Raw genomic sequence first — 25,837 nt, forward strand, 5'->3', positions numbered from 1 at the left:
GCCTTCGACCCGTCCGAGCAGGTCCTCTACATCGCGAGTTCATCGGGGACGAACCGGTCATCCGCGCCTACGACCGCCGCGGTGACGGCGGCGACCTGCTCAAGAACGGCCGGGTGTTCGCGCGACTCGAGCCGGGCGAGGGCGCACCGGACGGCATCCGGGTCGACGTGCACGGCAACGTGTGGTCCTCGTCGCACCGCGGCGTCGTGGTGTTCGACCCCTCCGGCGAGCGGATCGGCGAGGTGGCCGTCCCCGAGGTGACGTCGAACCTGTGCTTCGGCGGCGGCGACGGCACGACGCTGTTCCTGACGGCGACGACGTCGGTCTACCGGATCGCCACGACGACGCGGGACGCTGCCGTATCCTGACTCGGCCATGCAGTGCGACTACTTCGACCGCGGGGTGTGCCGGTCGTGCACGCTCATGGGGCAGCCCTACGCCGACCAGGTCCTCGACAAGGAGCTCCGCACCCGCGAGCTCCTGCACGACGCCGTCGAGGCGGCCGGTGGCCCCGGAGCCGTCACATGGGCACCGGCGATCACGAGCCCCGAGTCCGGGTACCGGAACAAGGCGAAGATGGTGGTCGGCGGCTCGACCGAGCACCCGACCGTCGGCATCCTCGACCACCGGCAGCGCGGCGTCGACCTGCGGCACTGCGGGATCTGCACGCCCGGCATCCGACACGCGCTGCCCCTGCTCGCCGACTTCGTCCAGACCGCGGGGCTGATCCCGTACGACGTCGCTGCCCGACGCGGCGAGCTGAAGTACGTCCTGGTCACCGAGTCGCCCGACGGCGAACTCATGGTGCGGTTCGTCCTGCGGTCCGAAGGGCAGGTGGCTCGGATCCGGCAGTACCTCGATGTGCTGCGCGACGCCCTGCCGAACGTGGTGGTCGTCACGGCGAACCTGCTGCCCGAGCACAAGGCCGTGACCGAGGGCGACCGGGAGATCGTGCTCACCGAGCAGGAGACGCTGCCGATGCGCCTCGGCGGGATCACGATGCACCTGCGGCCGCAGAGCTTCTTCCAGACCAACACCGTCGTCGCCACCGAGCTGTACGCGCAGGCCTCGGCGTGGATCGACGAGCTCGACCCGGCGTCGATGTGGGACCTGTACTGCGGCGTGGGCGGGTTCGCCCTGCACGCTGCGCGACCGGGACGAGCGGTGACGGGCATCGAGACGAGTGCCGAGGCGATCCGTTCGGCGAAGCAGTCCGCGCGCGAGGCCGGGCTCGAGGGGCTCCGGTTCGCCGCCGACGACGCCACCGAGCACGCACTCCGCGCCCGACCCGACACGGTGCCCGAGCTCGTCCTGGTGAACCCGCCACGACGCGGGATCGGCGAGGCGCTGTCGACCTGGCTCGAGGAATCCGACGTGCAGCACGTCGTCTACTCGAGCTGCAACCCGGTGACCCTGGCGAAGGACCTCGCGCGCATGCCCTCGTTCCGGCTGCGCCGCGCGCGTGTGCTCGACATGTTCCCCCAGACCGGCCATCTCGAGGCCGTCACGCTGCTGTCGCGGGCGTGATCCGGGCCTGCTGGCCGTCATTGCCAGGGAATTGCCAAGGTGACGTACCCGGGTACGGGTCGATGACCATGGCCATGGGCATCGAGGCGTACAGGTTCGGGTGCGGGGTACATAGCACCAACGGGTAGAACCGTTTGTCTCGGTTTGATAACGGTGAAGAGTTTCCTATGGTTGCCGACCGAGGTGCCGCCGGCCCGATGACCACTGCCCCCGGTGGCGCACCCCACAACTGACCGCGATCGGTCGGGGTGGGCAGTGGATTCCGCGTTCGAAGCGGCTCGTGACCCCGGTGGAGCAATCACATGAAGAAGCTTTCCCGTACCCGCACCATCGTCGGCGGCCTCGCGTTCGCCGGCATCGCCGCGACCGGTGTCGGCCTCGCGGCAACCCCCGCGAACGCTGCGTCCGGCTCGACCTGGGACGCCCTCGCGCAGTGCGAGTCCGGCGGCAACTGGGCCATCAACACCGGCAACGGCTACTACGGCGGCCTGCAGTTCAACCTCGGCACCTGGCAGGCGAACGGTGGCGTCGGCAGCCCCGCCGGCGCGAGCCGCGAGGCCCAGATCGCCGTCGCCGAGCGTGTCCTCGCCACGCAGGGCTGGGGCGCCTGGCCCGCCTGCTCGGCCCAGCTCGGCCTGAGCGGCACGAGCGGTGCCGCACCGGCCGCCGCTGCTCCGGCTCCGGCAGCCCCCGCTGCTCCGGCCCCGACGCAGCAGGCCGCGCCGGCTCCCGCTGCCCCGGAGCAGGCCGCACCGAGCACCCCGGCTCCGGCACCCGCGCAGGAGGCCGCCCCGGCAGCCACCACGCCGAGCAAGCCCGCCGCCGTGAAGACGAGCGGCAAGACGTACACGATCGCCTCGGGCGACACGCTCGACACCATCGCCACCAAGCTCAAGATCGACGGCGGCTGGAACAAGCTGTGGGCCGCGAACACGTCGACCATCGACGACGCGAACCTCATCTACTCGGGCCAGGAGCTGCAGCTCCCCGCCTGATCGTTCCACGGAACGAACACGACGACGCCCGCGACCTCGGTCGCGGGCGTCGTCGTGCGTGGTGCGTGTCGAGAGGGACGGGAGCGCTACCGCTGGTTGTCGGCCAGCCAGCCCGCGACGTCGTCGGACCGCAGCGCCTGCGAGAGCGAGTCGACGGCCAGGCCGTTGAGCGTGACGTAGGACTGCCCGTCCGGTGCGGTCCCCGATCCGGCCGTCGGCACGGTGAACGTCGTGAGGTCGTCGGGCCGGAGATCGCGGAGGGACCACCCGAGGTCGACCAGGGTCGGGAACGTCAGCCCCGGGTCGACCGCGAGGTGCTTGCTCGTGGCGGTGACGAAGTCCTGGATGCGTCCGGGGTTCGTGATCGTGCCCCGCGAGAACAGCCCCTGTGCGATGCCCCGCATGAACGCCTGCTGGTTCCGGACACGGGTGTGGTCGGCGTCGGCGAAGGAGTACCGCTCGCGGACGAAGGCGAGTGCGGCGTCACCGTCGAGCCGGTTCGCGCCGGCGACGAAGTCGTGGCCGCGCGCGTCGAAGGCTCGAGAGGAGTCGACCGTCACGCCACCGAGTGCGTCGGTCATGCCCTTGAACCCGCCGAACCCGATCTCGGCGACGTGGTCGACCCGGACGTCGAGCAGCTGTTCGACGGTCTGCACGGTGAGCGGGATCCCGCCCCAGGCGTACGCGGCGTTGATCTTCGCGCGCCCGTGTCCGGGGACGTCGACCCACGAGTCGCGCATGATCGACATCAGGTACACGGCCCTGCGGTCGGCGGGGACGTGCGCGAGCATCAGGACGTCGGATCGCCCGCCCGAAGCGTTGCCGACGTCCGGGTCGTCCTTCGTGCGACGGTCCGAGCCGACGAACAGGATGTTCTCCGCGCCGTCGGTCGCAGCGGGGCGATCGCCCTCCGGGAGAGCGTCGGGGATCGTCTCCGTGTGGGTGTCGTAGCTCCGCGCGATGTTGCCGACGAAGACACTCGCGACGATCGCGATCACCGCGGCGATGCCGATCAGCGACCCGATCGTCGCGATGAGCGCCACGAGGAACGGGCGTCGGCGTCGGAGGCGCCGCCTGCTGTGGGTGGCGGTGTCGGCGGTGTCGGCGGCCAGGCGGGCCGCCCGTCGTTCGGACATGCGGGACTCCTACGGGTTCGCGTCGGCGTGCCACCGACCGCCCCATCGTACCGCATGTGGTATTTCAGGTACAGCGCGTCAGTTGGTCGGCCGACGCGACTTCCCGAGCAGTTCCGTCAGCGCCGTCCGCAGTGCTGGATCGTCCGGCAGGACCTCGCGCTCGATGTGCCGAGCGGTCTCCCACGCTCGGCGTCCGTGATCCGTCACGGTCACGAGGCGCCGGCGTCGGTCGTCGGGGTGCGGGGTGCGCTCGACCAGGCCGTCCCGCTCCATGCGCTCGAGCGTCCGTGACATCGTCTGCGGCTGCACCCGTGCCGTGCGGGCGATCGTGTCGGCGCCGGTGGGCCCCGTGCGGATCAGGATGTCGACCGCGATGAGGGCGGCGTGCGGCAGCCCGATGGCGCGGAGGCGTTCGTCCCAGTCTCGCTCGACCGAGCGTGCCGCGGCCGACAGGAGCCGGCCGAGGGGCCACTGCTCGGTCGTGTCGTCCATGCGCGCAGTCTACGGTCGACACCGGTCGTGATCAGCTTCGCGACCGTCTAGTAATCAGCATGCTGACGATCGGTGTACGCTCGCCGTCGTGTCCCGCTTCCTCCGCATCGTCCTCCCTGCGCTCGTCATCGTGGTCTGGCTCGCGATCGCCTCCGTCGGTGGTCCGTACTTCGGCAAGATCTCCGAGGTGTCGACGAACGACCAGACCTCGTTCCTGCCGGCATCGGCCGACGCCACCAAGGTGCAGGAGCGATCGTCGGAGTTCCGACAGGAGTCGGGCGCCCCCGCGATCATCGTGCTCGAGCGCGACGGCGGCATGTCGTCGTCCGACCTGACCGCGGCGAAGGACCTCGCGACCCAGCTCGGTGACCGCGACGACGTCGAAGCCGTCAGCCCGGTGATCCCGAGCGAGGACGGCGACGCGGTGGAGATCGTCGCGACCCTGACCACGGCAGCCGACACCGGTGACGCGGTCGAGGCGATCCGCGCCGACGTCGACGACGCCCTGCCAGCCGGCATCAGCGGGTACGTCACCGGGCCCGCCGGGTTCACCGCCGACCTGACCGAGGCGTTCGCCGGCATCGACGGCCTGCTGCTCGGGGTGGCGCTGGCCGCGGTCTTCGTGATCCTGATCATCGTCTACCGGTCACCGCTGCTGCCGATCCTCGTGCTCGGCACCGCGACGTTCGCCCTGTGCGCCTCGATCCTCGTGGTGTGGTGGCTCGCGAAGGCCGACATCGTCACCGTGAACGGCCAGGTGCAGGGGATCCTGTCGATCCTGGTGATCGGCGCCGCGACGGACTACGCCCTGCTCTACACGGCGCGCTTCCGCGAGGCGCTGCGCGACCACCGCACCGGCTGGGGTGCGACGAAGGCGGCCCTGCGGGGAGCCTCGAGCCGATCCTGGCCTCGGGCGGCACCGTCATCGTGGGCGTGCTCTGCCTGCTGCTCTCCGACCTCAACTCGAACAAGGCGCTCGGTCCCGTCGCCGCGATCGGCATCGCGTTCAGCCTGCTCGCCGCCCTGTCGCTGCTGCCCGCTCTGCTGCTCGCGTTCCGTCGCGCTGCGTTCTGGCCGCTCCGTCCCGCGTACGGCAGCGCCCACCCGGTGCTCACCGGACCGGACGCGCGCGGCATCTGGGCCCGCGTCGGTCGGCTCGTCGCCAAGCGTTCCCGGGTGGTGTGGATCGTCTGCACGGTCGGGCTGCTCGCGATGGGCACGGGCCTGGTCGGGCTCAAGGCCGACGGGGTCCCGCAGAGCGACCTGGTCATCGGGGCCTCGCAGGCACGCGACGGGCAGGACGTCCTGGCCGACCACTTCCCCGGCGGCTCCGGCGGCCCGGCGCAGGTCATCGGGTCGGAGCGCGACCTCGACGCACTCGTCGACGCCGTCACGGGGGTCGACGGCGTCGACGGGGTCGTCGCGGCCGCGAAGGACGCACCGTCCGGCACGGTGCCCGTGACGGGCGACTCGACCTCGAGCGGCGGCGCCGCCGCTCCGACGGTGTCGCGGGGTGACGTGCTGCTCGAGGCCACGCTGTCCGACCCGGCCGACTCCGACGCCGCCGAACAGACGGTCCGCGACCTCCGCACCGCCGTCGAACGGGTCGATCCCGGCGCGGTCGTCGGCGGCGTCACCGCGACGGCCGTCGACACGAACGACACCGGCATCCGCGACCGCACGCTGATCATCCCCGTGGTGCTGGTCGTGATCCTGCTCATCCTGATGCTCCTGCTCCGCAGCGTCGTCGCCCCGCTCGTGCTCATCGGCAGCGTGATCGTGTCGTTCGCGGCGGCCCTCGGCGTCGGCGCGCTCGTGTTCGACCACTTGTTCCACTTCCCCGGTGCGGACCCGAGCGTGCCGCTGTACTCGTTCGTGTTCCTCGTCGCGCTCGGGGTGGACTACAACATCTTCCTCATGACGCGGGTGCGGGAGGAGGCGCTGCGGCACGGGCCGCACGAGGGGGTCCTGCGCGGACTGGGGGTCACCGGCGGGGTGATCACCTCGGCTGGCGTGGTGCTCGCGGCGACGTTCGCGGCCCTCGGTGTCATCCCGATCCTGTTCCTGGTGCAGATCGCGTTCGTCGTGGCGTTCGGCGTCCTGCTCGACACCATCGTCGTCCGTTCGCTGCTCGTGCCGGCGATCGCGTACGACCTCGGTCGGCGGGCGTGGTGGCCGTCGCGCCTCTCGCGCGCGAACCATCACATGTGACACGCTGGGTGCATGCCAGTTCCTTCGACGCAGCCCGCCGCCGAGCGCAAGCTCCTCCGTGACACCGTGCAGGACAAGATCCGCGACGCGATCATGGACGGCACGCTGGAGCCCGGCGAACGGCTCAACGACGACGACCTGATCGCGTGGCTCGGGGTCTCCCGCACCCCGATCCGCGAGGCACTGGCGGAACTCGCCCGCGCCGGCCTGATCGAGATGGCACCGAACCGCTACACCCGTGTGGCGGCCCCGACGAAGGACGAGCTCCTCGACGCCTACCGCACGCTCGGCGTCATCTACGGGGGCGTCGTGCGCCTGGCGGTGCCCAACTTCACCGAGCCGCAGCGCAAGAAGATCGTGAAGATGCTCGACGACGTCATCGCGCGGGTCGGTGCCGACGAGCAGGACCAGGTCGCCCGCAACGGCGCCGACATCTACTCGCAGTGGGCGGACGCCTGCGGCAACCCGTCGCTCGTGCAGCTCTGCCGGTCGACCACCGACGGACTGTCCTTCAAGCTCCGGGTCCCCGAACTCGCCGAGCTGATCCCGGCCGCGGTGATCCTGCCCGAGCTCGCCAACCTCAAGGCAGCCGTCCTGGCGAAGGACCCGATCGCGGCCGAGCTCGCGATGGAGGCCATCCACCTGCTGCCGTCGCGCGCGTAGCGCTCCGCCGCCCCGCGCGACCAGGAGGCGGACGGGAGGCCCGTGGCGGCGCCGCCACGGGCCTCCCGTCCGCCGTCGCGCGCGTCTCGAGCCGCGACGCCCGCGTCAGTGCGCGACGGCGCTGATCATCCCGAGGCCGACGCTGATGCGGTCGGCGACCTCGATGAGGTCCTCGGCGAGGGAGTCCAGGTCGCGGTCACGCAACTGCGTCAGGCGCCCCGAGATCGACAGCGCCGCCGCGATCCGCCCCGAGGCGTTGCGGATCGGTGCCGCGATGCAGAACCGGCCGAGCGCGAGTTCCTGGTTCTCCTCGCACCAGCCGCGCTTCGCCGAGACGGCGAGATCGGCCGTCAAGGCGTCGTGCGTCGTGATCGTGTGGTCGGTGTACCGGGCCAGGTCGTCCCCGAGCAGCGAGCGGCGCTCGTCCGGCGACAGGTCGAGCATGAGCGCCTTGCCGAGCGCCGACGCGTGCATCGGCTGCCGCATCCCGATCATCGTGTGCGACTTCGGCGCGAGCGACCCCTCGAAGTGGCAGAGGTAGATGCACGACGCGGCGTCCTGCACGCCGACGTTGGCGGTCAGCCCGACCCGGTGCGCGAGTTCCTGCGCCGCTGAGCGGCTCTCGCGGTGCACCGGGTTGTGGTTGAGCCCCTGGCTGGCGAGCTCGAGCACGGCCCGACCGACCGAGTACGCCTGGGTCTCCGGGTCGCGTCGGACGTACTCGAGCGACTCGAGCGTCGCCAGGAGCCGCCCGGTGGTCGAGGTCCCCAGCCCGATCGCCCGCGCGATGTCGGAGGCTCGCACCGCGCCGTCGGACGCGCCGAGCGCACCGAGGACCGCTGCGGCTCGCTCGATGCTCTGGTTCGGAGGGGTGGTCGCCATCCCTCATTCTGGCCCGTCCCGGCGCGCGTCAGGAGACCTTCACGGCGCTCGCGGTGACGAACGGGGATCCGTTCGTCGCGGTCACGACGACCCGCAGGGCCGCCGTGCGCACCGGATCGACGTCGTGGATGCGGTGGCGGTGCCGGTTCGCGTCGACCGCGGCGAGCGTCCGCCAGGTCCCGTCGACGCACGCCTCGATCCGGTAGTCGCGGGCGAGTGTGGGCACGGCGTCCCAGGGGGTGCGGTGGTGGTGCAGGTTGATGAGGTCGGCGTCGACGTCGTCGTTCCAGACGATGCGCACCTGGTGGACGTCGACGGGCTCCGCCCAGTCGAGCGCGAGCACGGCTGCGCCGGCACCCGCACCGGACGACCACATGTGCGGTCCGCCGAACGGGCGCTGGTGGCCGTCGCTGACCCGGGAGGCCCGCCACGCGTCCGTCTCGCCGGCTGCGGTGAACGCGAACGCGTGTCCGCGCAGGGCGCGCGCCTCCCAGTCCGTCACGGGCTGTCCGGACTCCTCGGGGATGTGGTCGTCGAACTGCTCGTCGTCGGCGGCGCGGGCGCGCAGGGCCATCACGCCGTAGGGGTGTCCGTCGGTCAGGACCAGGCGGACGCCGGGCTGCCGACGGACCACGACGACCGCGTTGCACGGTGCGTCCGGGTGGAAGTCCAGATCGACGACCGCTTCACCCGGTCCGGCGGCGACGTGTGCGGAGCGCGTGCTGACGTGGTCGATCGGGGCGTAGTTCTGGGGCTTGCCGGTGGTCCAGAGCTCGATGGTGAGATCGGTGTCGTCGTCCGCCTCGGTGCGGAGCCGGAACTCGCCGAGCGCGGGGTCGGCGGGCAGGAGGACCGCGACGTCGCGATCGAGGTCGAAGCGGTCGGCGGTCGCGAACGGCGTCGTGTCGATCGTGGTCAGCTCGCTGCTCGCGGTGATCCGGGCTGTGCGGGCCAGATCGGCGGGGTCGTCGGCGCGGACCCCGATGACCGGTGCGTCCTCGCGCAGGAGGGTCTGCTGCAGCAGGGCGATCTGCTCGGTGCCGAGGGAGCGTGGTGTCGTGCCGTGCCGGGCGACCAGGTGCGCGGCGGTGCCCGCTGCCTGCCCCTGGGCTGCGCAGGTGGCCATCACCCGGGTGGACCCGAAGGCGACGTGCGACGCGGAGATGTCGCGGCCGGCGAACAGCAGGTTCGACACGTTCGCCGAGTACAGCGACCGGAACGGGATGTCGTAGGTGCCGTCGGTGTACCGCTGCTGGGCGCCGGCGGTCTCGGCGTAGACGCCCTCGACGGGGTGCAGGTCGATCGACCAACCGCCGAACGCCACCGTGTCGGGGAACGAGCGCTGCTCGAGCAGGTCCTGCTGCGTCAGGGTGTGGTCGCCGACGAACCGGCGGTACTCGCGCTTGCCGGGGATCGCGCCCACCCAGTCGAGCGTCAGGGTGTCCGCGTCGAACGCCCCCGAGTTCTTGATGTGGTCCCAGATGCCGTAGACGACACCCCAGAGCTCGTCGCGGATGCGTTCGTTCTCGGCGACGGTGTCGAGTTCGCCGCCCCACTCGATCCACCAGTAGTTGCAGCCGTTGTCGCCGGTCCGGATCGCCCGGTTCGCCAGGATCGGCGTCGTGGACAGGTCGACGGCGATCGACGGCGGGACGAACCGGTCGTACCGGCCGGTGTCGTGCGTCGAGAAGAAGACCGAGCTGCCCAGCAGTTCGTCGTCCGCCTGCTCGGGTGCCCAGGCTTCGCCGTGTTCGTCGCGGCCCTCGCGCCCGATGCGGTACTCGGCGCCGGCGAGGGCTCCGACGAGGCCGTCGCCCGTGCAGTCGAGGAACACCGGTGCCGTGAACGTCGTCTCGATCTCCGACCCCATGGTCCAGCCCGTGACGGCGGTGATGCGCGGTGGGCCGCCGGCGTCGTCCGTCGTCTGCACGGTCCGGACGTCGGTGTTGAGGTGGAGGTGCACGTTCGGCTCGGCCCGGACCAGGTCGAGCACCACCTGGTCCCAGTAGACCGCGTTGCCCTGCGGGTTCCGGTACTGGTTCTCGAGGAAGAGTTCGCCCATGATCCCGGTCTCGCGGGCGAACCGCTGCGTGCCGTGCGCCGTCGCGCCGACCACCCACACCCGGATCTCGCTCGAGGCGTTGCCGCCGAGGACCGGGCGGTTGGTGACGAGGGCGACGCTCGAGCCGAGGCGGGCGGCGGCGACGGCCGCGCTGACACCGGCGAGACCGCCGCCGACGACCACGACGTCGTGGTGCTGTTCACGGGATTGCATGCTCGGAACGGTATCACTCGGTGGCGCGTCTTTCCCACTGTGTGGCAATGTGTGCCCGACGAGTGCTATCGTCAACGAATTCTCGACAACGAAGTGTGAGGCCCACCCATGAGCGACGGAACCCGGACGCAACCCAGCGTCGATGCCGCCACCGCCCCCGACGTCCAGGTGGCCCTGGGCGACGACGCACGCCGCCAGGGCATGCGGAAGGTGATCGTCGCCGCGGGCGTCGGCCACTTCGTCGAGTGGTTCGACTTCGGCCTCTACGGCACGTTGGCGACCGTCATCTCGCTGTACTTCTTCAAGCAGGGCGACCCGCAGGTCGCACTGCTGTCGGCCTTCGCCGTGTTCGGTGCCGGCTTCGTGATGCGTCCGCTCGGCGGGTTGTTCTGGGGGTCGCTCGGTGACCGGGTCGGCCGGAAGACCACGCTGGCGACGGTCATCCTGATCACGAGCGGCGCGACCGCCGTGATGGGCATCCTGCCGACGTACCAGAGTGTCGGGATGCTCGCGCCGATCCTGCTCGTCGTGGTGCGGCTGGTGCAGGGCTTCGCCGCCGGTGGCGAGGGCGCCGGGGCGACGACGCTCCTGGCCGAGTACGCCCCGTCGAACCGGCGCGGCTTCGTGACGAGCTTCATCGACGTCTTCGGCTTCGCGGCGTTCATCGTCGGTGGCGGCCTGGTCTTCCTGTTCACGGCGCTCGCCGGCGACGGGGCACTCGAGTCGTGGGGCTGGCGTGTCCTGTTCCTGATCGCCGTGCCGCTCGGCCTGGTCGGGCTGTACCTGCGCACGAAGCTCGAGGACACCCCGGAGTTCCGCGCGCTCAAGGCGAAGGGCGAGGTGGCCGCGAACCCCTGCGACGCTCGATCCGCACGGGGTGGAAGGCCCTGCTCTTCTGCGTCGGGTTCGTCGTCCTCAAGGCGGTCGGCCACTGGATCCTGCAGACCTTCATGCCCTCGTACCTGCAGGTCGACCTCGGGTACTCGCCACTCGTGTCCTACGGCGTCGTCGTCATCGGGTTCCTGGTGATCGCCGGGCTCGTGCCGTTCTTCGGGCTGCCTCGGACAAGATCGGTCGGAAGCCCGTCATGCTCGCCGGGTGCGCGGGGTTCCTCGTGCTGACGTACCCGACGCTCATGCTCATGGACGCCGGCAACTTCTGGGCTGCCGCAGCCGCGATGGTGTTGCTCGGCCTGTTCATGGCGGCGTTCGACGGGGCGGTGAGCGCGGCGATGGCCGAACTGTTCCCGACCGCCATCCGCTACGGGTCGATGGGCATCGCCTACAACATCAGCGTCGCGGTCTTCGGCGGCATCACGCCGTACTTCGCCACGTGGCTGATCAGCGCGACGGGCAACACCTTCGCGCCGGCCTTCTACGTGATGGCGGCCGCCGCGATCACCGGCGTGACGGTCCTCCGCGCACGCGAGACGCACAAGCAGGGACTCGCTGCCGAGTGAGCTGCACGTGAGGGGTGTCGCAGGGGCTGTGGGGTGACCTACCAGCCGGATTCCATGTCCCCTGCGCGCGCTCCGGTTATGGTTTCCCGGTGAGCAACGAACCCGAGCAGACGACGGAACCCGCGCGCCGCGGTGCCGTGACGCCGCGCCACGGGCGCCAGAAGCGACGAGCGGGCGTGGTGTTCCCGGCGATCGCGGGCGTGCTCACGATGGCGGTCCTGCTGAGTGGCGGGTACGCGGCCTACGCCTACAACCAGCTGTCCGGCGGCGTCACGATCGTCAACGCGATCACCGGCAAGAAGGACACGAAGAACGACGTCGACGGCAAGGCGCAGAACATCCTGCTGGTCGGCGACGACCACCGGCCGGACAACGCCACCCCCGAGCAGCTCGCCGAACTGAGCACCGAGTCGGACGGCGGGGCGACGAACACCGACACGATGATCGTCCTGCACATCAACGCCGACGGCTCACAGGCGACGATGATCTCGTTCCCCCGCGACTCGTACGTCGACATCCCGGACGTCGGCAAGGGCAAGCTCAACAGTGCCTTCTACTACGGCACGCTCAACGGTGGCGGCGACACCGGTGGCGCGAAGATGCTCATCAAGACCATCGAGAACCTGAGTGGCCTGCAGATCGACCACTACGTCCGGGTCTCGCTGCTCGGTTTCTACCAGGTGGTCAAGGAGCTCGGCCCGGTCGAGGTCTGCCTGAACCAGGCGACCAACGACCCGTACTCCGGCGTCGACCTGCCTGCCGGCAAGTCCACGCTCGACGCCAAGCAGGCCCTGTCGTTCGTCCGCCAGCGCCACGGTCTGCCGAACGGCGACCTGGACCGCAACGTCCGACAGCAGTACTTCCTGTCGCAGGAAGCCCGGAAGGTCACGTCCGCGGGCACGCTGCTCAACCCGGTCAAGATGGGCAACATCCTGAAGGCGGTCGGGGGTTCGATCCAGACGGACACGAACCTGCTCGACCTCGCCTCGCAGATGAGCAACCTGCGGCCGGCCAACATCCAGTCCGCCACGATCCCCACCCTCGGCACGCCGACCATCTACGTGAACGGTTCCGCACTGTCGATCGTCGAGATCGACACCGTCGAGCTGCCCGCCTTCGTGCAGGGACTGGTCGGCGAACCGGACACCTACACGAAGGCCGCGGCCGCGCAGCCCGCGAACACCTCGGTCACCGTGCTGAACGGCAGCGGTGTCACGGGGCCGCCGCCGCAGCGGGTCAGGTCCTGACGAGCCGAGGGTTCCAGGTCGCACCGCCCGGTTCCTCGGACCCCACCACGGCCACGCAGGTGCAGTACCCCGCCGGCCAGGAGGCCCAGGCGAAGGCGGTCGCGGCGGCCGTGCCCGGTGCCGTCGCGGTCCGGACCGGTGCCGTGACGGGCGTCACGCTCGTGCTCGGTACCGACGGCAAGGCCCCGAAGGCCGCCAGCGTGCCGAGCGCGCCCGCCTCGACGCCTGCCGACACCGGCTCGGGGTCGAAGCCGAGCAAGCAGGCGACGAAGGAGCCGGCGCCGAAGTCGACCGACGTGCACAACTACGGCACCGAGGGCACCTGCATCAACTGAGGCCGCGGCCGCACCGGATCGCTAGGTTCGAGGGGTGAGCAGCGCAGCGCGTCCGATCGTCCTGATGACCTACAACATCAAGAACCCGGATCCGGAGCACGACTGGCCGGCCCGACTCCCCGTGCTCCTCGACGTCATCCGTCGGCACGACCCGGACCTGGTGTGCGTGCAGGAGGCCTTCGCGCACCAGCTCGACGACCTGCGCGCCGGGCTGCCGGGCCACGCGGACGTCGGACAGGGCCGTGAGGGCGGCGCCGCGGGGAGCACCCGGCGGTGTTCTACCGTCGCGACCGGTTCCGACCGACGGACGAGGGCTCGTTCTGGCTGTCGGACACCCCGGACGAGCCGGTCTCGAACACGTGGGGCAGCCTGTTCCCGCGCATCGCGAACCACGCCGTGTTCCTGGACACCGACGGACCTGCGGTCACGGTGCTCACCACACACCTGGACCACGAACCCGGCGAGCACGGCGACGAGGTGCGCGGCAAGAGTGCGGCGCTCATCGTCGAACGGCTCGCGCGGGAGACCGGTCCGGTCATCGTCGCCGGGGACTGCAACGAGCCGGCCGGTGCCGGAACCGCGTCACGGGTCTTCGCCGACGCCGGGTTCGACGACACCTGGGTGCTCGCGGGTGACCCGGGTGACCGGACCGCGACGTTCAACGACTGGCTGCCGCCGGTGGACACCGGGGAGCGCATCGACTGGGTGCTGACCCGCGGGGTCACCCGCACCGACCGGGTCGTCATCGACCACGACGGGCCGGAGACGTGGTTCGCGAGTGATCACTTCCCGGTGGTCGCGACGATCCGCGTGTGAGTCAGCAGCTCCGCTGCGCGTGCACGGGCATCGGGGAGCCGAGCACCGTGACCGTGGTCTCGTTCGTCAGGGCCGAGACGCCGTTGGTGCCGGCGGGGTCGTCCGTGCGCTCGTCGTCCGAGGTGGGGTCGACCCAGCCCTCGCGCAGCAGCAACTGCCACGCGCGGGAGTCGTCCGAACCGTAGGACACCCGTTCGGAGCGCGGGGCGTCCGCGATCTCGTCGGCGATGTCGTCACCGACCTGCACGCCGCCGGGGCCGGTCAGCTCGATCCGTGCACCGAGCCGGCTGCGGACCTGATCGCGCAGCACCCGGATCTCGACGGCGTTGCCCGCCCGCGCATCGGTGGCCAGGGCCGCGACGCGGATGGCGCCACCCCACGTGTAGGTGGTGCCGGCCGGGAAGCACGCGCCGCCGTCGCCCTCGGCCGTCTGGGTGCGCGACGGGGTGCCGAGCAGGCGGTCGAGCAGGCTCACGGTCAACCGGGAGTCGCGCATCGAGGACTCGATGACGGTCTTCCCGCCGTTGCGGAGCACCAGGGACTCGGCGTCGAGCTCGATCGAGTCGACCCGCCGGAGCTTCGCGTTCGACACGTGCACCGGAGCGGCGTCGTGCGACGTCTCCGCCGCCACGGCGGTGTCCGCTCCGAGCCCGGTGGTGCCGTCGAGCGCCAGCGCACCGGCCGAGAAGGCGAGCACGGCAGCGCCGAGCGCCAGCAGGGTCCGAGGGGTCACCGTTCGACGGTACGACCCCGACCCGTCCAGAACGACAGGTGTTACCGAATCGGGTCCTGGCCGTCACCGGACCGTGACAAACGAGGAAGACGCAACTGCGGCCCTGGACCGGTGCGGCCGGCGGACGCTGGCCGCTCCGCGCGCCGGGGGACAGCCTCCTGGACGGCCCGTGGTGCGCCCTGCGTACCGTCGGCGGCATGACGGACCAGCAGAACGACCAGGCAGGGCTCGACCAGTACGCCATGCAGGACCCGACGAAGATGTACGCCGACAAGAAGCCCGACGAGCAGTACCTCGAGGGCGCCGGCACCGACGCCGAGATGGCGGAGAACGTCCCCGCCGACCACGGCGAGGACACCTACCGCGGCTCCGGCCGTCTGACGGGCCGCAAGGCCCTCGTCACCGGTGGCGACTCCGGCATCGGCGCAGCGGTCGCCATCGCCTACGCACGCGAGGGCGCCGACGTCGCGATCTCGTACCTGCCCGAGGAGCAGGAGGACGCCGACCGCATCGTCGCGCTCATCGAGGCAGCCGGACGCAAGGCCGTCGCGCTGCCCGGCGACATCACCTCACTCGCGGTCTGCGAGCAGATCGTCGCCGACACCGTCGCACAGCTCGGCGGGATCGACATCCTGGTGAACAACGCGGGCAAGCAGCAGAACGTCTCCTCGATCGAGGACATCTCGGACGAGGAGTTCGACGAGACGTTCAAGACGAACGCCTACGCGACGTTCCGGATCACGAAGGCCGCCGTGCCGCACCTGCAGCCGGGCTCCACGATCATCAACACGACGTCGATCCAGGCCTACGCGCCGTCGCCGCACCTGGTGCACTACGCAGCCACGAAGGCCACCGTGAACAACCTGGCGAAGGGCCTGGCCGCGCAGCTCGCACCGAAGGGCATCCGCGTCAACGCCGTCGCACCGGGGCCGATCTGGACGCCGCTGCAGCCGGCCGGCGGGCAGCCGCCCGAGGCGCTGCCGTCCGCGGGCGAGCAGACCTACCTGGGCCGCTGGGGCAGCCGGCCGAACTGGCGCCGGCGTACGTGTTCCTGGCGAGCGGTGAGTCGTCCTACGTGGTCGGCGAGACGCTCCACGTCGACGGTGGGATGCCGACGCCGTAGCGCGTCGCCGACGGGCTGACGGGAGGCGCGGTGCCGGTGGGTACCGCGCCTCCCGTCGTCCGGGTGGTCCCGTCTGTGGCCGTGGTGACGTCAGCAGGTGACGGCGCGCGCCATCCGCTCGAGGAGTTCCCGCGCCGACAGTGCTGCCGCGAGTTCGACCTCGACCGGGTTGATGCCGATCGCGTGCTCGAACGCGCGGCGACGTGCCTGGTCGACGATCGGCACCTCGGGGCGCTGCGGCAGCACCGCGATGGCCCGGGCGGCGGCGTCGAACGCCCCCGCGGGTCGGCCGAGTTGCTCCCACATCGCGCGGACGTCGTGCGCGACCTGATCCGGGTCGCCGCCGAACTCGAAGCCGGCCGAGGCCATCGTCGCGAGTCCCTGTGCGGTGGGGTCGTTCGGGGTCATGCCCGGCATCGTCACACGGATCCGTGCGAACGCGCTGGGCGTGGTGTCGGTGTCCGTGTCCCCCCATGTGCTGACACCCGTACCGGGGATTCTGTTGTCCCCCGTTCTGCGTTTGGATGGACGTGCCCCGGGTCGGGGCGACCTCGGACAGGACGTCCGTGGAACGACGGAGGGCACGATGCTCGAGAACACCAGCGCCGACACGCAGGCCGCAGCGGCCGCGGCGGCGACCCTGCACCTCCGGATCACGATCGTGGGAGCCACCGTCGACCTGCTCCGTGACGTTCCCTTCCACGAAGCACGCGCCGTGCACGTCGCCGAGCGGATGGGCATCCCCGTCGAGGAGCTCCGGCAGCACTTCCCGTCCTGGGACGGCCTGGTGCTCGCAGCCGTCGACCGCTGGAACGGCGGTCGGATGGACGAGGTCACCCGCGAGGTCGGCGATGGTTCGACCGTCGAGCTCCTGCGCGCGATCGTCGCGTCGAACGCCGAGGACCCCGCGCTCATGCGTCTGCTCGTCGCCCTGCTGTCCGTCGCGGGCAACCCCGAGCACCCGATGGCGACGTACCTGCGGTCGCGCTACCAGCTCTTCTACGCACAGGTGAAGCGTGGCCTCGAGCACGACATCGCCGTCGGCCGCGCCCCGCACACCATGGAGCCCCGTCGCGGCGCCGAACAGCTCATCGCGCTGTACGAGGGCCTGCAGCTCCAGGCCCTGCTCCGCTCGGACCTCGACCTGGTTCCGGCGTTCGACCGTGCGGTGGCCCGACTCGAGCGCGGCTGGATGGAGCGCTACGAGCCGCAGGCCGCCCGCCGGCACGCGACGTGGAGCGACGGCGACGACGGCAGCTGGGACATCTGAGCCCGGACCGGCAGCGCCTGTCCGGAGCGCCGGACCGTCAGCGACCGCCCGGCGCAGACCGTGATCCTCGCGGCACTGAGCCGTCGCCGGGGTCGTACCCGGTGTCGCGGATGACCCGGAGCGCGGTGGTGTCGTTGTGGACCGAGTGCACGACGACCCGACGGGTCCGCCGGAGTGCCGGCGCGCGCCCGGTGTCGCGAACAGGCCGCCGAGCACGAGCCCGGCACCGATCCCGAGCGCCACGGAGACCGCAGCCACGAAGTCGAGGGCCGCGCTCGACGAGCCCGACATGAAGTTCAGCAGTGCGTTCGACACGGCGACACCGGGCAGCAGCGCTCCACAGAACGCCGGCACCGCGATCGCCGCGACCGCGGTCCGCATCCGCGCGGCTGCGTAGGTGGACAGCACGCCGAGCAGCACCGCGGCCAGGAACGTCGCGCCGAGCAGCGGCAGGCCGAGCTGCCGCAGTCCCCACAGCGAGGCACCCGCGGCCACCGAGAACACCACGGCGACGGGGATCACCCGTGCGCTGGCCTGCTGCACGAAGCAGTTCGCCCCGGCCGACACCACCGTGAGCGAGAGTGACGCCCACAACGGCAGCGCCTGGGTGACGATGCCCGACGGGTCGACCTCGAGGTGCAGCCACTTCGTCATCGCGATCCCCGCGGGCACCCCCACGACGATCGCGGCGATGACCAGGCCGATGTAGAACGCCCGAGCGACCGCCATCGCACGGAAGCCGGAGATCGCGTCCTGGGCCCAGGTCACGAGCGAGACGTGCGGCAGGAGCAGCACCACCAGGGCAGCGACCATCGTGGCGGCGCCCGCCGGGTGCAGGACGCCCGCACCGATGGCCAGGGTGCCGATCACCGACGCGACCGCTCCCTGAGCCCCGGACACGAAGAACTGCGGGTAGCCACGACCCGTCAGCCAGCGCCCGGACAGGATGATCCCGAACATCAGCACGAAGGCGCCGATGCCCGCTCGCCACCCACCACCGGCCTGCATCGCGATCGAGGTGCCCAGGATCGAGAGCCCGACGTCGGCGAGCCACGTGGGCCAGCGCGGCGGCATCCGCAGCACCGCCACGAGGGCGCTGACGCCCGAGGTCATGTCCCGTTGGTCGTGGATCAGGTCGTCCACGATCTGGTTCGCGCGCGCGAGCCGGTCGAGGTCGGAGCCGTCGGAACTCACTGTCCGGACCTTCACGAGCGGCGGGATGTCGGCCGGCGCGTACTGGATCGTCACCGAGCTGCCGGAGAAGTCGAGGTCGAGCGGGGCCAGGTTCCACTTCGTCGACACCGCGACGACGGCGGTCTCGACGCTGCGGGTGTCGGCACCGGAGGCGAGCATCACCTCGGCCAGGTCGAGGCAGAAGTCGACGATCTGGGCGGCGGTGTACTGGTCGCGCCCCTTGGCGTCGGGTTCGACGTGCTCGTAGATCGTGCCGCGCAGTCGGGCACGTGCGTCGCGCAGGTCGTGCTGCGCCAGGCTGCGGCGTCGGGGGCGGGGCGGCCGGTGTGGGCGCCCCGGTTTCGGTTCGCCGGGGAAGTGCTGCTCGGCCATCCGACCATGGTGCCAGTCGCGATCTGGACGCGACCAGAGCGGACGGGAGGCCCGGTGCCAGCTGGCACCGGGCCTCCCGTCAGGTGGTCGGTCGCGTCTCGGACGCGACCCGACTACTGCTCGAACGTCGCGTCGAGCGTGATGTCGACGCCGGTGAGCGCCTTGCTGACCGGGCAGGTCGCCTTGGCGTCCTCGGCGGCCTTCAGGAAGGTCGCCTCGTCGATGCCGCTGACCTCGCCGTGCACGGTCAGGGCGATGCCGGTGAGCTTGAAGCCGCCGGCGGAGTCGGGGCCGAGCGAGACGTCGGCCTTGACGTCGAGGGCCTCGACCGTGCCGCCGGCCTCGCCGAGGACGGCGGAGAACTGCATGGCGTAGCAGGCCGAGTGTGCGGCGGCGATGAGCTCCTCGGGGCTGGTGCTGCCACCGGCCTCGTCAGCGGCGCGCTTCGGGAACGAGACGTCGTAGGTGCCGACCTTCGAGCTGGAGAGTTCGACCTGGCCGGAACCGTCGTTGAGGCCGCCGTTCCAGGCGGTGCGTGCGGTGCGCGTGGGCATGGCCGCTCCTTTCGTGTGGGGGATCGGACCCGAGCGGGACCGTCGCAGCCGAGTCAAGCGGAGAACGCGCGTTCTCGCAACCGGCTCACGGCGAAGACGCAGGTCTGCCCTACGATCGGGCGCATGGGGGACAACACAGCCACGACGTTCCGTGACCGTGTGCTCGAGCAGGGGCCGGTCGACGTCACGAACCCGGTGATCGCCTGGGTGCGCTTCTGGACGCAGGGGTGGCGGTTCCACGGGCGGGCGAGCCGGTCGGAGTTCTGGTGGGTCGTCGCGCTCGAGCTCGCGGTCGTCGGAGCCGCGCTCTGGATCGTCGGCGTGCACGGGACCGGCGGGCGGTGGGAGCTGTACGTCGATCCGCTCGGGGCTGTCCCCTCGCCGCTGGTGTCCTTCCACCTGCTCGACCGTGGGCAGGGGGCGTGGTTCGGCTGGGGGTCCGGTCCACGGGATGTCTGGCCGGACGCATGGGACCTGGCGCTGCTCGTCCCGACGATCGTCACGATCGTGCCGCGGTGGTCGCTGCTCGTCCGCCGACTGCACGACCGGGACCACACCGGGCTGTGGATCTTGCTCCTCGTGTTCACCGGGCCGATCGGGTGGCTCGTGGTGATGGGCATGGTCACCTTCCGGGCCCGGGCCCGGGGCGCTCGGTTCGACCGGGGACTGTTCGCCGGGCGGCGGGTGCTCGACGGAGACGGACAACAAGTGTTGCCCACGACAACAGGTGTAGCGTGAGGGTGTTCTGAGGAGACCCACCATGCGCGCCGTCGTGTTCGAGCAGTACCAGACCTTCCCGTCCCTGACGGAGGTCCCCAAGCCCACGCCGGGTCCGGGGAGGTGCTCCTCAAGGTCGCAGGTGCCGGCGCGTGCCACTCGGACGTCGCGGTGTACCGCGAGTTCGCCGCCGGGGCTCCGGGTCGCAGCAGCCCCTGTTCGTCCTCGGGCACGAGAACTCCGGCTGGGTCGAGTCCGTCGGTGACGGCGTGACCGGGTTCACCGAGGGCGACGCCTACCTGGTCTACGGGCCGGTCGGCTGCGGGCACTGCTCGTACTGCTCGAAGGGGCAGGACACCTACTGCGAGAACGCCGCGACCAACCCGTACATGGGCATCGGTCTCGGGCGCGACGGCGGCATGGCCGAGTACGTCAGCGTCCCCGCTCGCAACCTCGTGCCGCTCGGTGACGCCGACCCGATCGCCGCCGCACCGCTCAGCGACGCCGCGCTCACGCCGTACCACGCGATCAAGAACGCGCTGCCGAACCTGGCAGGCGGCGGCAAGTACGCGCTGGTCGTCGGCCTGGGCGGCCTCGGGCAGATCGCCGTGCAGATCCTCACCGCGCTCACCGGCGCCACGGTCATCGCGACCGACGTGAAGCAGGACGCCATGGACCGCGCTGCCGCCCGTGGCGCGATCACGGTGCCCGGCGGGCCGGACCAGGCCGCCGCGATCCGCGAGGTCACCGGCGGCCGCGGGGTCGACGCCGCGTTCGACTTCGTCGGAGCGACGCCCACCATCAAGGTCGCCCAGGCGTCCATGGCCGTCGGCGGCCGGTTCACCGTCGTCGGGATCGCCGGTGGCACCACCGAGTGGAACTTCTTCCGGACGCCGTACGAGTCGACCATCACGAACACCTACTGGGGCACCATCGAGGACCTGCACGAGGTCGTCGCCATGTACCGCGCCGGGCAGATCGTCCCCGACGTCGAGCGCTACGCGCTGTCGGACGCGCTCGAGGCCTACCGGAAGCTCGAGGCCGGCGAGCTGTCGGGTCGCGCGGTGGTCGTCCCGACGCTCTGACCTCGCGGTGTCCCTGGTCGAATCGGGCGTACCTGGTCGGAAGTTCTGACCGGGTACGCCCGATTCCGCTTTCCAGCGCGAGTGTCCTGGGAAAGAACGACCCCGGGTCAGCGGCCCGCGGCGTAGCCCTGGGCACCGCGGGGGTTCGCCGCGGCGCCGAGCACCCCGGTGGCCGGGTCCCGCGTCACGCAGGACAGCCGTCCGAGCGACCAGTCGCCGGCGCGGGTGACGACGTGACCACGGGCCCCGAGTTCCGCGATGACGTCGTCGCCGAGCCGGTCCTCGACCACGAGGCCCGCCGGCTCCCACGTGCGCGGCCAGAACGACCCCGGGAACGACGTCGTGTGCAGCGCCGGGGCATCGATCGCCTGCTGCGGAGTGTACCCACCGACGATCCACCGCAGCAGGAACAGCAGCTGCCACTGGTCCTGCTGGTCACCGCCGGGCGAACCGACCGCGGCCACGGGGACGCCGTCACGCAGCACCAGTGTCGGCGTCAGGGTCGTGCGGGGGCGCTCGCCGGGACGCAGGGTCGACGCCGTGCCCGGTTCGAGCCAGGTCATCTGCAGCCGGGTACCCAGGCAGAACCCGAGCTCCGGGATCGTCGGCGACGACTGCAGCCAGCCGCCGGACGGTGTCGCGCTCACGATGTTGCCCCAGCGGTCCACGACGTCGATGTGGCAGGTGTCGCCCTGGGTCTCGCCGTCCGGGGCCACGAACGGCTCGCCGCGGTCCTCGACCGGGGCGACCGGCGCGACGGGAGCGACCGGTGCGCGCTCGGTGTCCCGCGCGACCTGCACGGTCGGCTCGCCGAGACCAGCGCCCTCGCCGGCGGAGTACGACGTCCGGGCTGGCGGCATCGCCCGCTGGACGCCCGCGATCGTGCCCGGTCGCAGCTCGGCCGAGGCCCGCTCGCCGATCAGCGCGCGCCGCTCGTCGGTGTACGCATCGGACAGCAGCACGTCGAGGGGGACGGCGCCGTCGCCGTAGAACGCCTCGCGGTCGGCCATGGCGAGCTTCTGCGCCTCGACGATGGTGTGCGCGCCGACCGACGTCGACGGGTCGAGCAGTGCGTCGTCGAGCGGTTCGAGCAACCGCAGGGTCTGCAGGAGCGCCGGACCCTGGCCCCACGGCCCGGTCTTCGCGATCGTGCAGCCGCGGAACTCCGCCGTCGCCGCGGGCTCGTACGACGCCCGGAACGCCGCCAGGTCCGACGCCCGGACGACCCCGGCGTGGTCGGTCCCCGACGCGTGTCGGTGGGGCTCCCGCACGAAGCGGTCGATCGCCTCGGCGACGAAGCCCTCGGCCCACTCGCTCCGTGCGGCGTCGATGCGGGCGGTCCGGCTGCCGGAGCCGTCACCGGCGTCGAGGAGCCGGTCGAGCACTGCGGCCAGCGCCTCGTTGCGCACCAGGTCCCCGGGGACCGGCACCGTGCCTCCCGGCAGCCACTGCGTGGCGGACGTGGGCCAGTGTTCACGGAACAGGCCCTGCACGGCGGTGATCGTCCGGACCACCCCGGCTGCGACCGGGTGGCCGTCACGGGCGTAGCCGATCGCCGGCGCGAGGACGTCTGCGAGCTCCCACGTGCCGTGGTCGCGGAGCAGCAGCAGCCACGCGTCGACGGCACCCGGGACGGTCGCGGCGAGCGCGCCGGAACCGGGGACGAGCTCGAGGCCCTCGGAGCGGTAGTGCTCGGGCGTCGCACCGGCCGGTGCCGGACCCTGGCCGACGAGTACGACCGGGGTCGGATCCGACGCCGTCGCGAACACCGCCGTCCAGGTCGCCGCCAGGGCCGTTCAGGTGCGGCTCGACCACGTGCAGGACGAACGCGCCCGCGACGGCTGCGTCGAAGGCGTTGCCGCCGCGTTCGAGCACCGACTGCGCGGTGGCGGTCGCGATCCAGTGCGTCGCGGCCGCCATGCCGAACGTGCCCTGCAGGTCCGGGCGCGAGGTCTGCGTGGCGGGCGGGACGAAGGCGGGGTTCGGGGTCGGCATGCTCCCATCCTGTCCCCGGGGTCGCTGCTCAGCCCAGGGCCACGACGATGCCCGCTGCGACGAGCAGTGCGACGTAGCCCCAGGCGTGCACGACCTCGGGCAGGTGCGGCGGGCGACGTCGGAGCAGCACGATGACCGGCATCGCGCCGACCAGCAGGGCCGCGGCTGCCCGGACGTCGACGGCCCCGACGAGTCCCGCGGCGTGCGGGACGGCCGCCGGCAGCAGCATGGTCACCGCGGCTGCGGGCAGCGTGATCGCCAGCGTGAGGGGTTCGCCAGCGTGGTCGCCGCGGTCATGGTGGCACCGGACCGGCGCAGCATCGGGACCGTCATCACGCTGCCGCCGACGCCGAGGAACGCCGCGACCGCACCGATCGGGAGGCCCGTGGCGGTCGGCACGCCGGTGCGGGTCGGTCCCTGGTCGCGTCCACCGCCGCGGGTCGGTCTCTGGTCGCGTCCACCGCCGCGGGTCGCGACTGCGCGATCCGTCGCCGAGCTGCGCAGGAAGCCCGGGCGCAGGAGCAGGTCGGCGACCGTGACCCCGAGGTAGACGACGAAGCCCCAGCGCAGGGCGCGTCCGGTGCCTCTCGTGCGGCGAGCACCCCGACCGTGCCGCCGACCCCGAGCAGGACGAACAGCGACGAACGGCCCCGGAGCGGTGCGAGTGCGCCGCGCCGGGCCGAGACGGTGGCCACGGCGGCGTTCACGAGCATCACGAGGGCCGAGGTCGCCGTCGCCACCCGGACGGCGTCGCCACCGAGGGCTGCGTCGGCGACGGTGATGATCGGCACGGTGACGAACCCACCGCCGAACCCGAACAGGACGGTGGTGACCCCGACCAGGACCCCGATGACCACGAGCACGATGAACGACATGCCCTCCATCCCAGCGGGATTCGCCACGGCGGACGATCGGGTGTGCGGCAGGTTCCTTCGAGACCTAGCCTCGTCGTGTGCGCAACGTCCCGGTCTCCGAGTTCGACCACCAGCCGTTCGACGTCCTGCCGATCGGCACCGACTACCCGCCGGACCACCTGCTCGCCCGGCACGAGCACCGACGGGCGCAGCTGCTGTACGGCGCGAGCGGCGTGATGCTCGTCGAGACCGATGACGGCTCCTGGACCGTGCCGACCGACCGGGCCGTGCTCATCCCGCCTGGGGTACCCCACGAGGTCCGGATGCTCGACGTCAGCACCTGGAGCCTGTACATCGAGCCGGACGCCGTGCCCTGGTGGCCGACCCGGTGCACCGTCGTCGAGGTCGGGCCCCTGCTGCGCGAGGTGCTGCGTGCCGCCAACGCGCTCGACGTGCCGTACGACGACGACGCCCGGGACGGCACCCTCGTCCGGCTCGCCCTGCACGAGCTGCAGCGCGTCGCACCGATCCCGCTGAGCGTCTCGCTGCCGCCACGGGGTGTCCTGCGCGACCTGTGTCGGGCGTACCTGGCCGAGCCCGACGTCCAGGTGACGAACGCCGACTGGGCGCGCGCGGCGGCCGTCTCGGAACGCACCCTCGACCGCCACTTCCGTGCGGCCACGGGGGTGGGTCCCGCGAGCTGGCGGGTGCGTGCACGACTGTTGTCGAGCCTCCCCGCCCTGCGACGCGGCACCGTGACGGAGGTGGCGGGCCGGCTCGGCTACGCGACCCCCGCGGCGTTCACCGCCGCCTTCTCGAAGGCGTTCGGGGCCCCGCCGTCCCGGTTCCGGTGAGGTCTTGCGCTCTTCCGGGAGCGCGCGCATACTGAACGCAACGGTTAATTAACCGTCTGGTTCACCGAGGAGGCGACAATGGAACCCGACCACACCGACGTCGTCCTCTCAGCGCTCGCCGACCCGATCCGACGGCGCATCGTCGAGCGGCTCGGCAAGGGCGAAGCGACCGTCTCCGAGCTGTCCGAGCCCTTCGACGTCAGCGCCCCGGCGATCTCGCGGCACCTCGGCGTGCTCGAACGCGCCGGCGTCATCACCCGCGAGCGGCACGGCACGTGGCGCACGTGCCGCCTCCGGCCCGAGTCCGTCGACGAGCTCGGCACCTGGCTGGGCCGGTTGCGTCCCGACTGGGACCGCCGGTTCGACCGCCTGGAGGCCCTGCTCGCCGCCCAGCGCACGCCCGCCCCGGTGGGCAGCCCGTCCACCGCCCCACCCGCCGGTTCCGCCAGTCCCGCCTTCACCGTCGATCCGCAGGAGCAGTCATGACCGAACAGTTCACCGCCCACGCCACCCACCGCTTCGCCCACCCCGTCGCCGACGTGTACCGGGCGTTCGTCGACCCAGCGCTGCTCGCGCTCTGGTTCGGCCCCCTCGGCTTCCACGTCCCCGTCGCCACCGTCGAGGTCGACGCGCGGGTTGGTGGCGCCTGGAACCTCACGATGGTCAGCAACGACAACGCCGAGTGGTCGTCGCCCGTCACCTCGACCCTCGAGCAGATCGAGGAGAACCGGATCATCGTCGGGACCTCGACCGCGCACGGCATCCCCGGGGTCGAGGACGGCACCGCGCTGTCCCTGACGCTCGAGTTCGCCGAGGACGGCGACGGCACGATCGTCACCCTGACCCAGGGACCCTTCCCCGAGTTCATGCGCGACATGAACATCGCCGGCTGGACGCAGTCGTTCCACAAGCTCGAAGCGCTGCTGGCGACACCGAAGGAGTTCTTGCAGCAGCCGTAGCCGCACCCCCTGTCAAGGGGTTGTGCGCCCCGCGCAGAAAAGCGACCATCGTTCGGTGACTCGTACAGGGCGAGCGCCGAACGACCGCG

General features: G+C 71.6%; 24 protein-coding genes and 6 pseudogenes. 18 read left to right on the forward strand and 12 right to left on the reverse strand.

The genetic code is table 11. The features are described 5' to 3' along the window. Positions 1–113: 113 nt before the first annotated feature. From ACZZ0J_RS14095 to ACZZ0J_RS14105, 3 genes are all read left to right on the forward strand, one after another. A complete protein-coding gene (locus ACZZ0J_RS14095; RefSeq protein WP_463437449.1) occupies positions 114–368 on the forward strand; it encodes an SMP-30/gluconolactonase/LRE family protein in 255 nt (84 codons plus the stop codon). Positions 369–375: 7 nt separating this feature from the next. Next, entirely contained in the window at positions 376–1,527 is a 1,152-nt protein-coding gene (gene rlmC / locus ACZZ0J_RS14100; RefSeq protein WP_463437450.1) for a 23S rRNA (uracil(747)-C(5))-methyltransferase RlmC, read from the forward strand. A 302-nt stretch (positions 1,528–1,829) separates the two neighbouring features. Continuing rightward, the gene (locus ACZZ0J_RS14105; RefSeq protein ID WP_131844842.1) at positions 1,830–2,522 is read left to right on the forward strand and encodes a LysM peptidoglycan-binding domain-containing protein; all 693 of its coding nucleotides are present in this window, start codon (positions 1,830–1,832) and stop codon (positions 2,520–2,522) included. An 86-nt stretch (positions 2,523–2,608) separates the two neighbouring features. Here the strand turns inward: ACZZ0J_RS14105 and ACZZ0J_RS14110 are convergent, their stop codons facing one another. Beyond that, positions 2,609–3,658, reverse strand: a complete 1,050-nt coding sequence (locus tag ACZZ0J_RS14110) for an LCP family protein (protein WP_463437451.1) — start codon at positions 3,656–3,658, stop codon at positions 2,609–2,611. Between the two features lie 78 nt (positions 3,659–3,736). Continuing rightward, positions 3,737–4,150: a MarR family winged helix-turn-helix transcriptional regulator gene (locus ACZZ0J_RS14115; protein WP_194648946.1), complete on the reverse strand. Its 414-nt coding sequence runs from the start codon at positions 4,148–4,150 to the stop codon at positions 3,737–3,739. 88 nt (positions 4,151–4,238) lie between these two features. Here ACZZ0J_RS14115 and ACZZ0J_RS14120 point away from each other — a divergent pair. Together ACZZ0J_RS14120 and ACZZ0J_RS14125 are read left to right on the forward strand one after the other, a co-directional pair. After that, positions 4,239–6,361: pseudogene (locus tag ACZZ0J_RS14120) on the forward strand (MMPL family transporter). A 12-nt stretch (positions 6,362–6,373) separates the two neighbouring features. Beyond that, a complete protein-coding gene (locus tag ACZZ0J_RS14125; protein WP_123339124.1) occupies positions 6,374–7,024 on the forward strand; it encodes a GntR family transcriptional regulator in 651 nt (216 codons plus the stop codon). A 105-nt stretch (positions 7,025–7,129) separates the two neighbouring features. On the opposite strand, the gene ACZZ0J_RS14130 is transcribed toward ACZZ0J_RS14125, so the two are convergent. Beyond that, positions 7,130–7,906 (reverse strand): IclR family transcriptional regulator, encoded by a 777-nt coding sequence (locus tag ACZZ0J_RS14130; RefSeq protein ID WP_159570672.1) that lies wholly within the window; start codon positions 7,904–7,906, stop codon positions 7,130–7,132. 28 nt (positions 7,907–7,934) lie between these two features. Next, complete coding sequence (locus ACZZ0J_RS14135) at positions 7,935–10,181, reverse strand: FAD-dependent oxidoreductase (protein WP_463437452.1); 2,247 nt, start codon at positions 10,179–10,181, stop codon at positions 7,935–7,937. A 108-nt stretch (positions 10,182–10,289) separates the two neighbouring features. Here ACZZ0J_RS14135 and ACZZ0J_RS14140 point away from each other — a divergent pair, with 108 nt between their 5' ends. The 5 genes and pseudogenes from ACZZ0J_RS14140 to ACZZ0J_RS14160 all read left to right on the forward strand — a co-directional run bounded on the left by ACZZ0J_RS14140 (position 10,290) and on the right by ACZZ0J_RS14160 (position 14,038). Further along, the gene (locus ACZZ0J_RS14140) at positions 10,290–11,210 is read left to right on the forward strand and encodes an MFS transporter (protein ID WP_463437453.1); all 921 of its coding nucleotides are present in this window, start codon (positions 10,290–10,292) and stop codon (positions 11,208–11,210) included. Further along, complete coding sequence (locus ACZZ0J_RS14145) at positions 11,113–11,640, forward strand: MFS transporter (RefSeq protein ID WP_463438189.1); 528 nt, start codon at positions 11,113–11,115, stop codon at positions 11,638–11,640. The genes ACZZ0J_RS14140 and ACZZ0J_RS14145 overlap by 98 nt, the downstream gene beginning before the upstream one ends. 89 nt (positions 11,641–11,729) lie before the next feature. Beyond that, on the forward strand, positions 11,730–12,887 hold the full coding sequence (locus ACZZ0J_RS14150; RefSeq protein ID WP_463437454.1) for an LCP family protein: 1,158 nt from the start codon (positions 11,730–11,732) through the stop codon (positions 12,885–12,887). Continuing rightward, positions 12,884–13,222 carry a LytR C-terminal domain-containing protein gene (locus ACZZ0J_RS14155; protein WP_463438190.1) on the forward strand — a complete coding sequence of 113 codons (339 nt, stop codon included), beginning with the start codon at positions 12,884–12,886 and terminating at the stop codon, positions 13,220–13,222. Before ACZZ0J_RS14150 ends, ACZZ0J_RS14155 begins: the two co-directional genes overlap by 4 nt. 64 nt (positions 13,223–13,286) lie before the next feature. Continuing rightward, positions 13,287–14,038, forward strand: a pseudogene (locus tag ACZZ0J_RS14160) (endonuclease/exonuclease/phosphatase family protein). Position 14,039: 1 nt separating this feature from the next. Here ACZZ0J_RS14160 and ACZZ0J_RS14165 read toward each other — a convergent pair. Further along, positions 14,040–14,771 carry a hypothetical protein gene (locus ACZZ0J_RS14165; RefSeq protein WP_463437455.1) on the reverse strand — a complete coding sequence of 244 codons (732 nt, stop codon included), beginning with the start codon at positions 14,769–14,771 and terminating at the stop codon, positions 14,040–14,042. A 197-nt stretch (positions 14,772–14,968) separates the two neighbouring features. Here ACZZ0J_RS14165 and ACZZ0J_RS14170 point away from each other — a divergent pair. Further along, positions 14,969–15,894 (forward strand): annotated as a pseudogene (locus ACZZ0J_RS14170) (SDR family oxidoreductase). Between the two features lie 90 nt (positions 15,895–15,984). On the opposite strand, the gene ACZZ0J_RS14175 reads toward ACZZ0J_RS14170, so the two are convergent. Further along, complete coding sequence (locus tag ACZZ0J_RS14175; RefSeq protein WP_194648941.1) at positions 15,985–16,302, reverse strand: hypothetical protein; 318 nt, start codon at positions 16,300–16,302, stop codon at positions 15,985–15,987. A 178-nt stretch (positions 16,303–16,480) separates the two neighbouring features. Between ACZZ0J_RS14175 and ACZZ0J_RS14180 the strand changes: the two genes are divergently transcribed. Together ACZZ0J_RS14180 and ACZZ0J_RS14185 are read left to right on the forward strand one after the other, a co-directional pair. After that, entirely contained in the window at positions 16,481–17,164 is a 684-nt protein-coding gene (locus ACZZ0J_RS14180) for a TetR/AcrR family transcriptional regulator (protein ID WP_463437456.1), read from the forward strand. A 397-nt stretch (positions 17,165–17,561) separates the two neighbouring features. Continuing rightward, positions 17,562–17,873 carry a hypothetical protein gene (locus ACZZ0J_RS14185; RefSeq protein WP_463437457.1) on the forward strand — a complete coding sequence of 104 codons (312 nt, stop codon included), beginning with the start codon at positions 17,562–17,564 and terminating at the stop codon, positions 17,871–17,873. Between the two features lie 5 nt (positions 17,874–17,878). On the opposite strand, the pseudogene ACZZ0J_RS14190 reads toward ACZZ0J_RS14185, so the two are convergent. Then, positions 17,879–18,730, reverse strand: a pseudogene (locus tag ACZZ0J_RS14190) (threonine/serine exporter family protein); the annotation flags it as partial. Between the two features lie 113 nt (positions 18,731–18,843). Further along, positions 18,844–19,284 carry an OsmC family protein gene (locus ACZZ0J_RS14195; protein ID WP_263091134.1) on the reverse strand — a complete coding sequence of 147 codons (441 nt, stop codon included), beginning with the start codon at positions 19,282–19,284 and terminating at the stop codon, positions 18,844–18,846. Between the two features lie 123 nt (positions 19,285–19,407). Between ACZZ0J_RS14195 and ACZZ0J_RS14200 the strand changes: the two genes are divergently transcribed. Then, entirely contained in the window at positions 19,408–20,022 is a 615-nt protein-coding gene (locus ACZZ0J_RS14200; RefSeq protein ID WP_463437458.1) for a DUF805 domain-containing protein, read from the forward strand. 22 nt (positions 20,023–20,044) lie between these two features. Next, a pseudogene (locus tag ACZZ0J_RS14205) lies at positions 20,045–21,086 on the forward strand (NAD(P)-dependent alcohol dehydrogenase). A gap of 107 nt (positions 21,087–21,193) precedes the next feature. Here ACZZ0J_RS14205 and ACZZ0J_RS14210 read toward each other — a convergent pair. From ACZZ0J_RS14210 to ACZZ0J_RS14225, 4 genes and pseudogenes are all read right to left on the reverse strand, one after another. Beyond that, positions 21,194–22,855: a gamma-glutamyltransferase family protein gene (locus ACZZ0J_RS14210; protein WP_463437459.1), complete on the reverse strand. Its 1,662-nt coding sequence runs from the start codon at positions 22,853–22,855 to the stop codon at positions 21,194–21,196. A gap of 55 nt (positions 22,856–22,910) precedes the next feature. Further along, positions 22,911–23,081 (reverse strand): annotated as a pseudogene (locus ACZZ0J_RS14215) (hypothetical protein); the annotation flags it as partial. Between the two features lie 28 nt (positions 23,082–23,109). Continuing rightward, positions 23,110–23,316, reverse strand: a complete 207-nt coding sequence (locus tag ACZZ0J_RS14220) for a hypothetical protein (RefSeq protein ID WP_463437460.1) — start codon at positions 23,314–23,316, stop codon at positions 23,110–23,112. 97 nt (positions 23,317–23,413) lie between these two features. Then, on the reverse strand, positions 23,414–23,956 hold the full coding sequence (locus ACZZ0J_RS14225) for a hypothetical protein (protein WP_463437461.1): 543 nt from the start codon (positions 23,954–23,956) through the stop codon (positions 23,414–23,416). Positions 23,957–24,033: 77 nt separating this feature from the next. Here ACZZ0J_RS14225 and ACZZ0J_RS14230 point away from each other — a divergent pair, with 77 nt between their 5' ends. The 3 genes from ACZZ0J_RS14230 to ACZZ0J_RS14240 all read left to right on the forward strand — a co-directional run bounded on the left by ACZZ0J_RS14230 (position 24,034) and on the right by ACZZ0J_RS14240 (position 25,748). Next, on the forward strand, positions 24,034–24,789 hold the full coding sequence (locus ACZZ0J_RS14230; protein WP_463437462.1) for an AraC family transcriptional regulator: 756 nt from the start codon (positions 24,034–24,036) through the stop codon (positions 24,787–24,789). Between the two features lie 78 nt (positions 24,790–24,867). Beyond that, on the forward strand, positions 24,868–25,275 hold the full coding sequence (locus ACZZ0J_RS14235) for an ArsR/SmtB family transcription factor (protein WP_463437463.1): 408 nt from the start codon (positions 24,868–24,870) through the stop codon (positions 25,273–25,275). Then, positions 25,272–25,748, forward strand: a complete 477-nt coding sequence (locus ACZZ0J_RS14240; RefSeq protein ID WP_131844827.1) for an SRPBCC family protein — start codon at positions 25,272–25,274, stop codon at positions 25,746–25,748. Before ACZZ0J_RS14235 ends, ACZZ0J_RS14240 begins: the two co-directional genes overlap by 4 nt. Positions 25,749–25,837 lie beyond the last annotated feature (89 nt).

The sequence above is a fragment of the Curtobacterium sp. AC272 genome, from assembly GCF_979258155.1.

Coding starts and splice junctions, on each gene's coding strand:
- ACZZ0J_RS14140 (WP_463437453.1), top strand. CDS start 10,290: ATGAGCGACGGAACCCGGACGCAACCCAGCGTCGATGCCGCCACCGCC.
- ACZZ0J_RS14175 (WP_194648941.1), bottom strand. CDS start 16,302: ATGACCCCGAACGACCCCACCGCACAGGGACTCGCGACGATGGCCTCG.
- ACZZ0J_RS14235 (WP_463437463.1), top strand. CDS start 24,868: ATGGAACCCGACCACACCGACGTCGTCCTCTCAGCGCTCGCCGACCCG.
- ACZZ0J_RS14240 (WP_131844827.1), top strand. CDS start 25,272: ATGACCGAACAGTTCACCGCCCACGCCACCCACCGCTTCGCCCACCCC.
- ACZZ0J_RS14135 (WP_463437452.1), bottom strand. CDS start 10,181: ATGCAATCCCGTGAACAGCACCACGACGTCGTGGTCGTCGGCGGCGGT.
- ACZZ0J_RS14180 (WP_463437456.1), top strand. CDS start 16,481: ATGCTCGAGAACACCAGCGCCGACACGCAGGCCGCAGCGGCCGCGGCG.
- ACZZ0J_RS14195 (WP_263091134.1), bottom strand. CDS start 19,284: ATGCCCACGCGCACCGCACGCACCGCCTGGAACGGCGGCCTCAACGAC.
- ACZZ0J_RS14105 (WP_131844842.1), top strand. CDS start 1,830: ATGAAGAAGCTTTCCCGTACCCGCACCATCGTCGGCGGCCTCGCGTTC.
- ACZZ0J_RS14115 (WP_194648946.1), bottom strand. CDS start 4,150: ATGGACGACACGACCGAGCAGTGGCCCCTCGGCCGGCTCCTGTCGGCC.
- ACZZ0J_RS14200 (WP_463437458.1), top strand. CDS start 19,408: ATGGGGGACAACACAGCCACGACGTTCCGTGACCGTGTGCTCGAGCAG.
- ACZZ0J_RS14130 (WP_159570672.1), bottom strand. CDS start 7,906: ATGGCGACCACCCCTCCGAACCAGAGCATCGAGCGAGCCGCAGCGGTC.
- ACZZ0J_RS14110 (WP_463437451.1), bottom strand. CDS start 3,658: ATGTCCGAACGACGGGCGGCCCGCCTGGCCGCCGACACCGCCGACACC.
- rlmC (WP_463437450.1), top strand. CDS start 376: ATGCAGTGCGACTACTTCGACCGCGGGGTGTGCCGGTCGTGCACGCTC.
- ACZZ0J_RS14125 (WP_123339124.1), top strand. CDS start 6,374: ATGCCAGTTCCTTCGACGCAGCCCGCCGCCGAGCGCAAGCTCCTCCGT.
- ACZZ0J_RS14225 (WP_463437461.1), bottom strand. CDS start 23,956: ATGTCGTTCATCGTGCTCGTGGTCATCGGGGTCCTGGTCGGGGTCACC.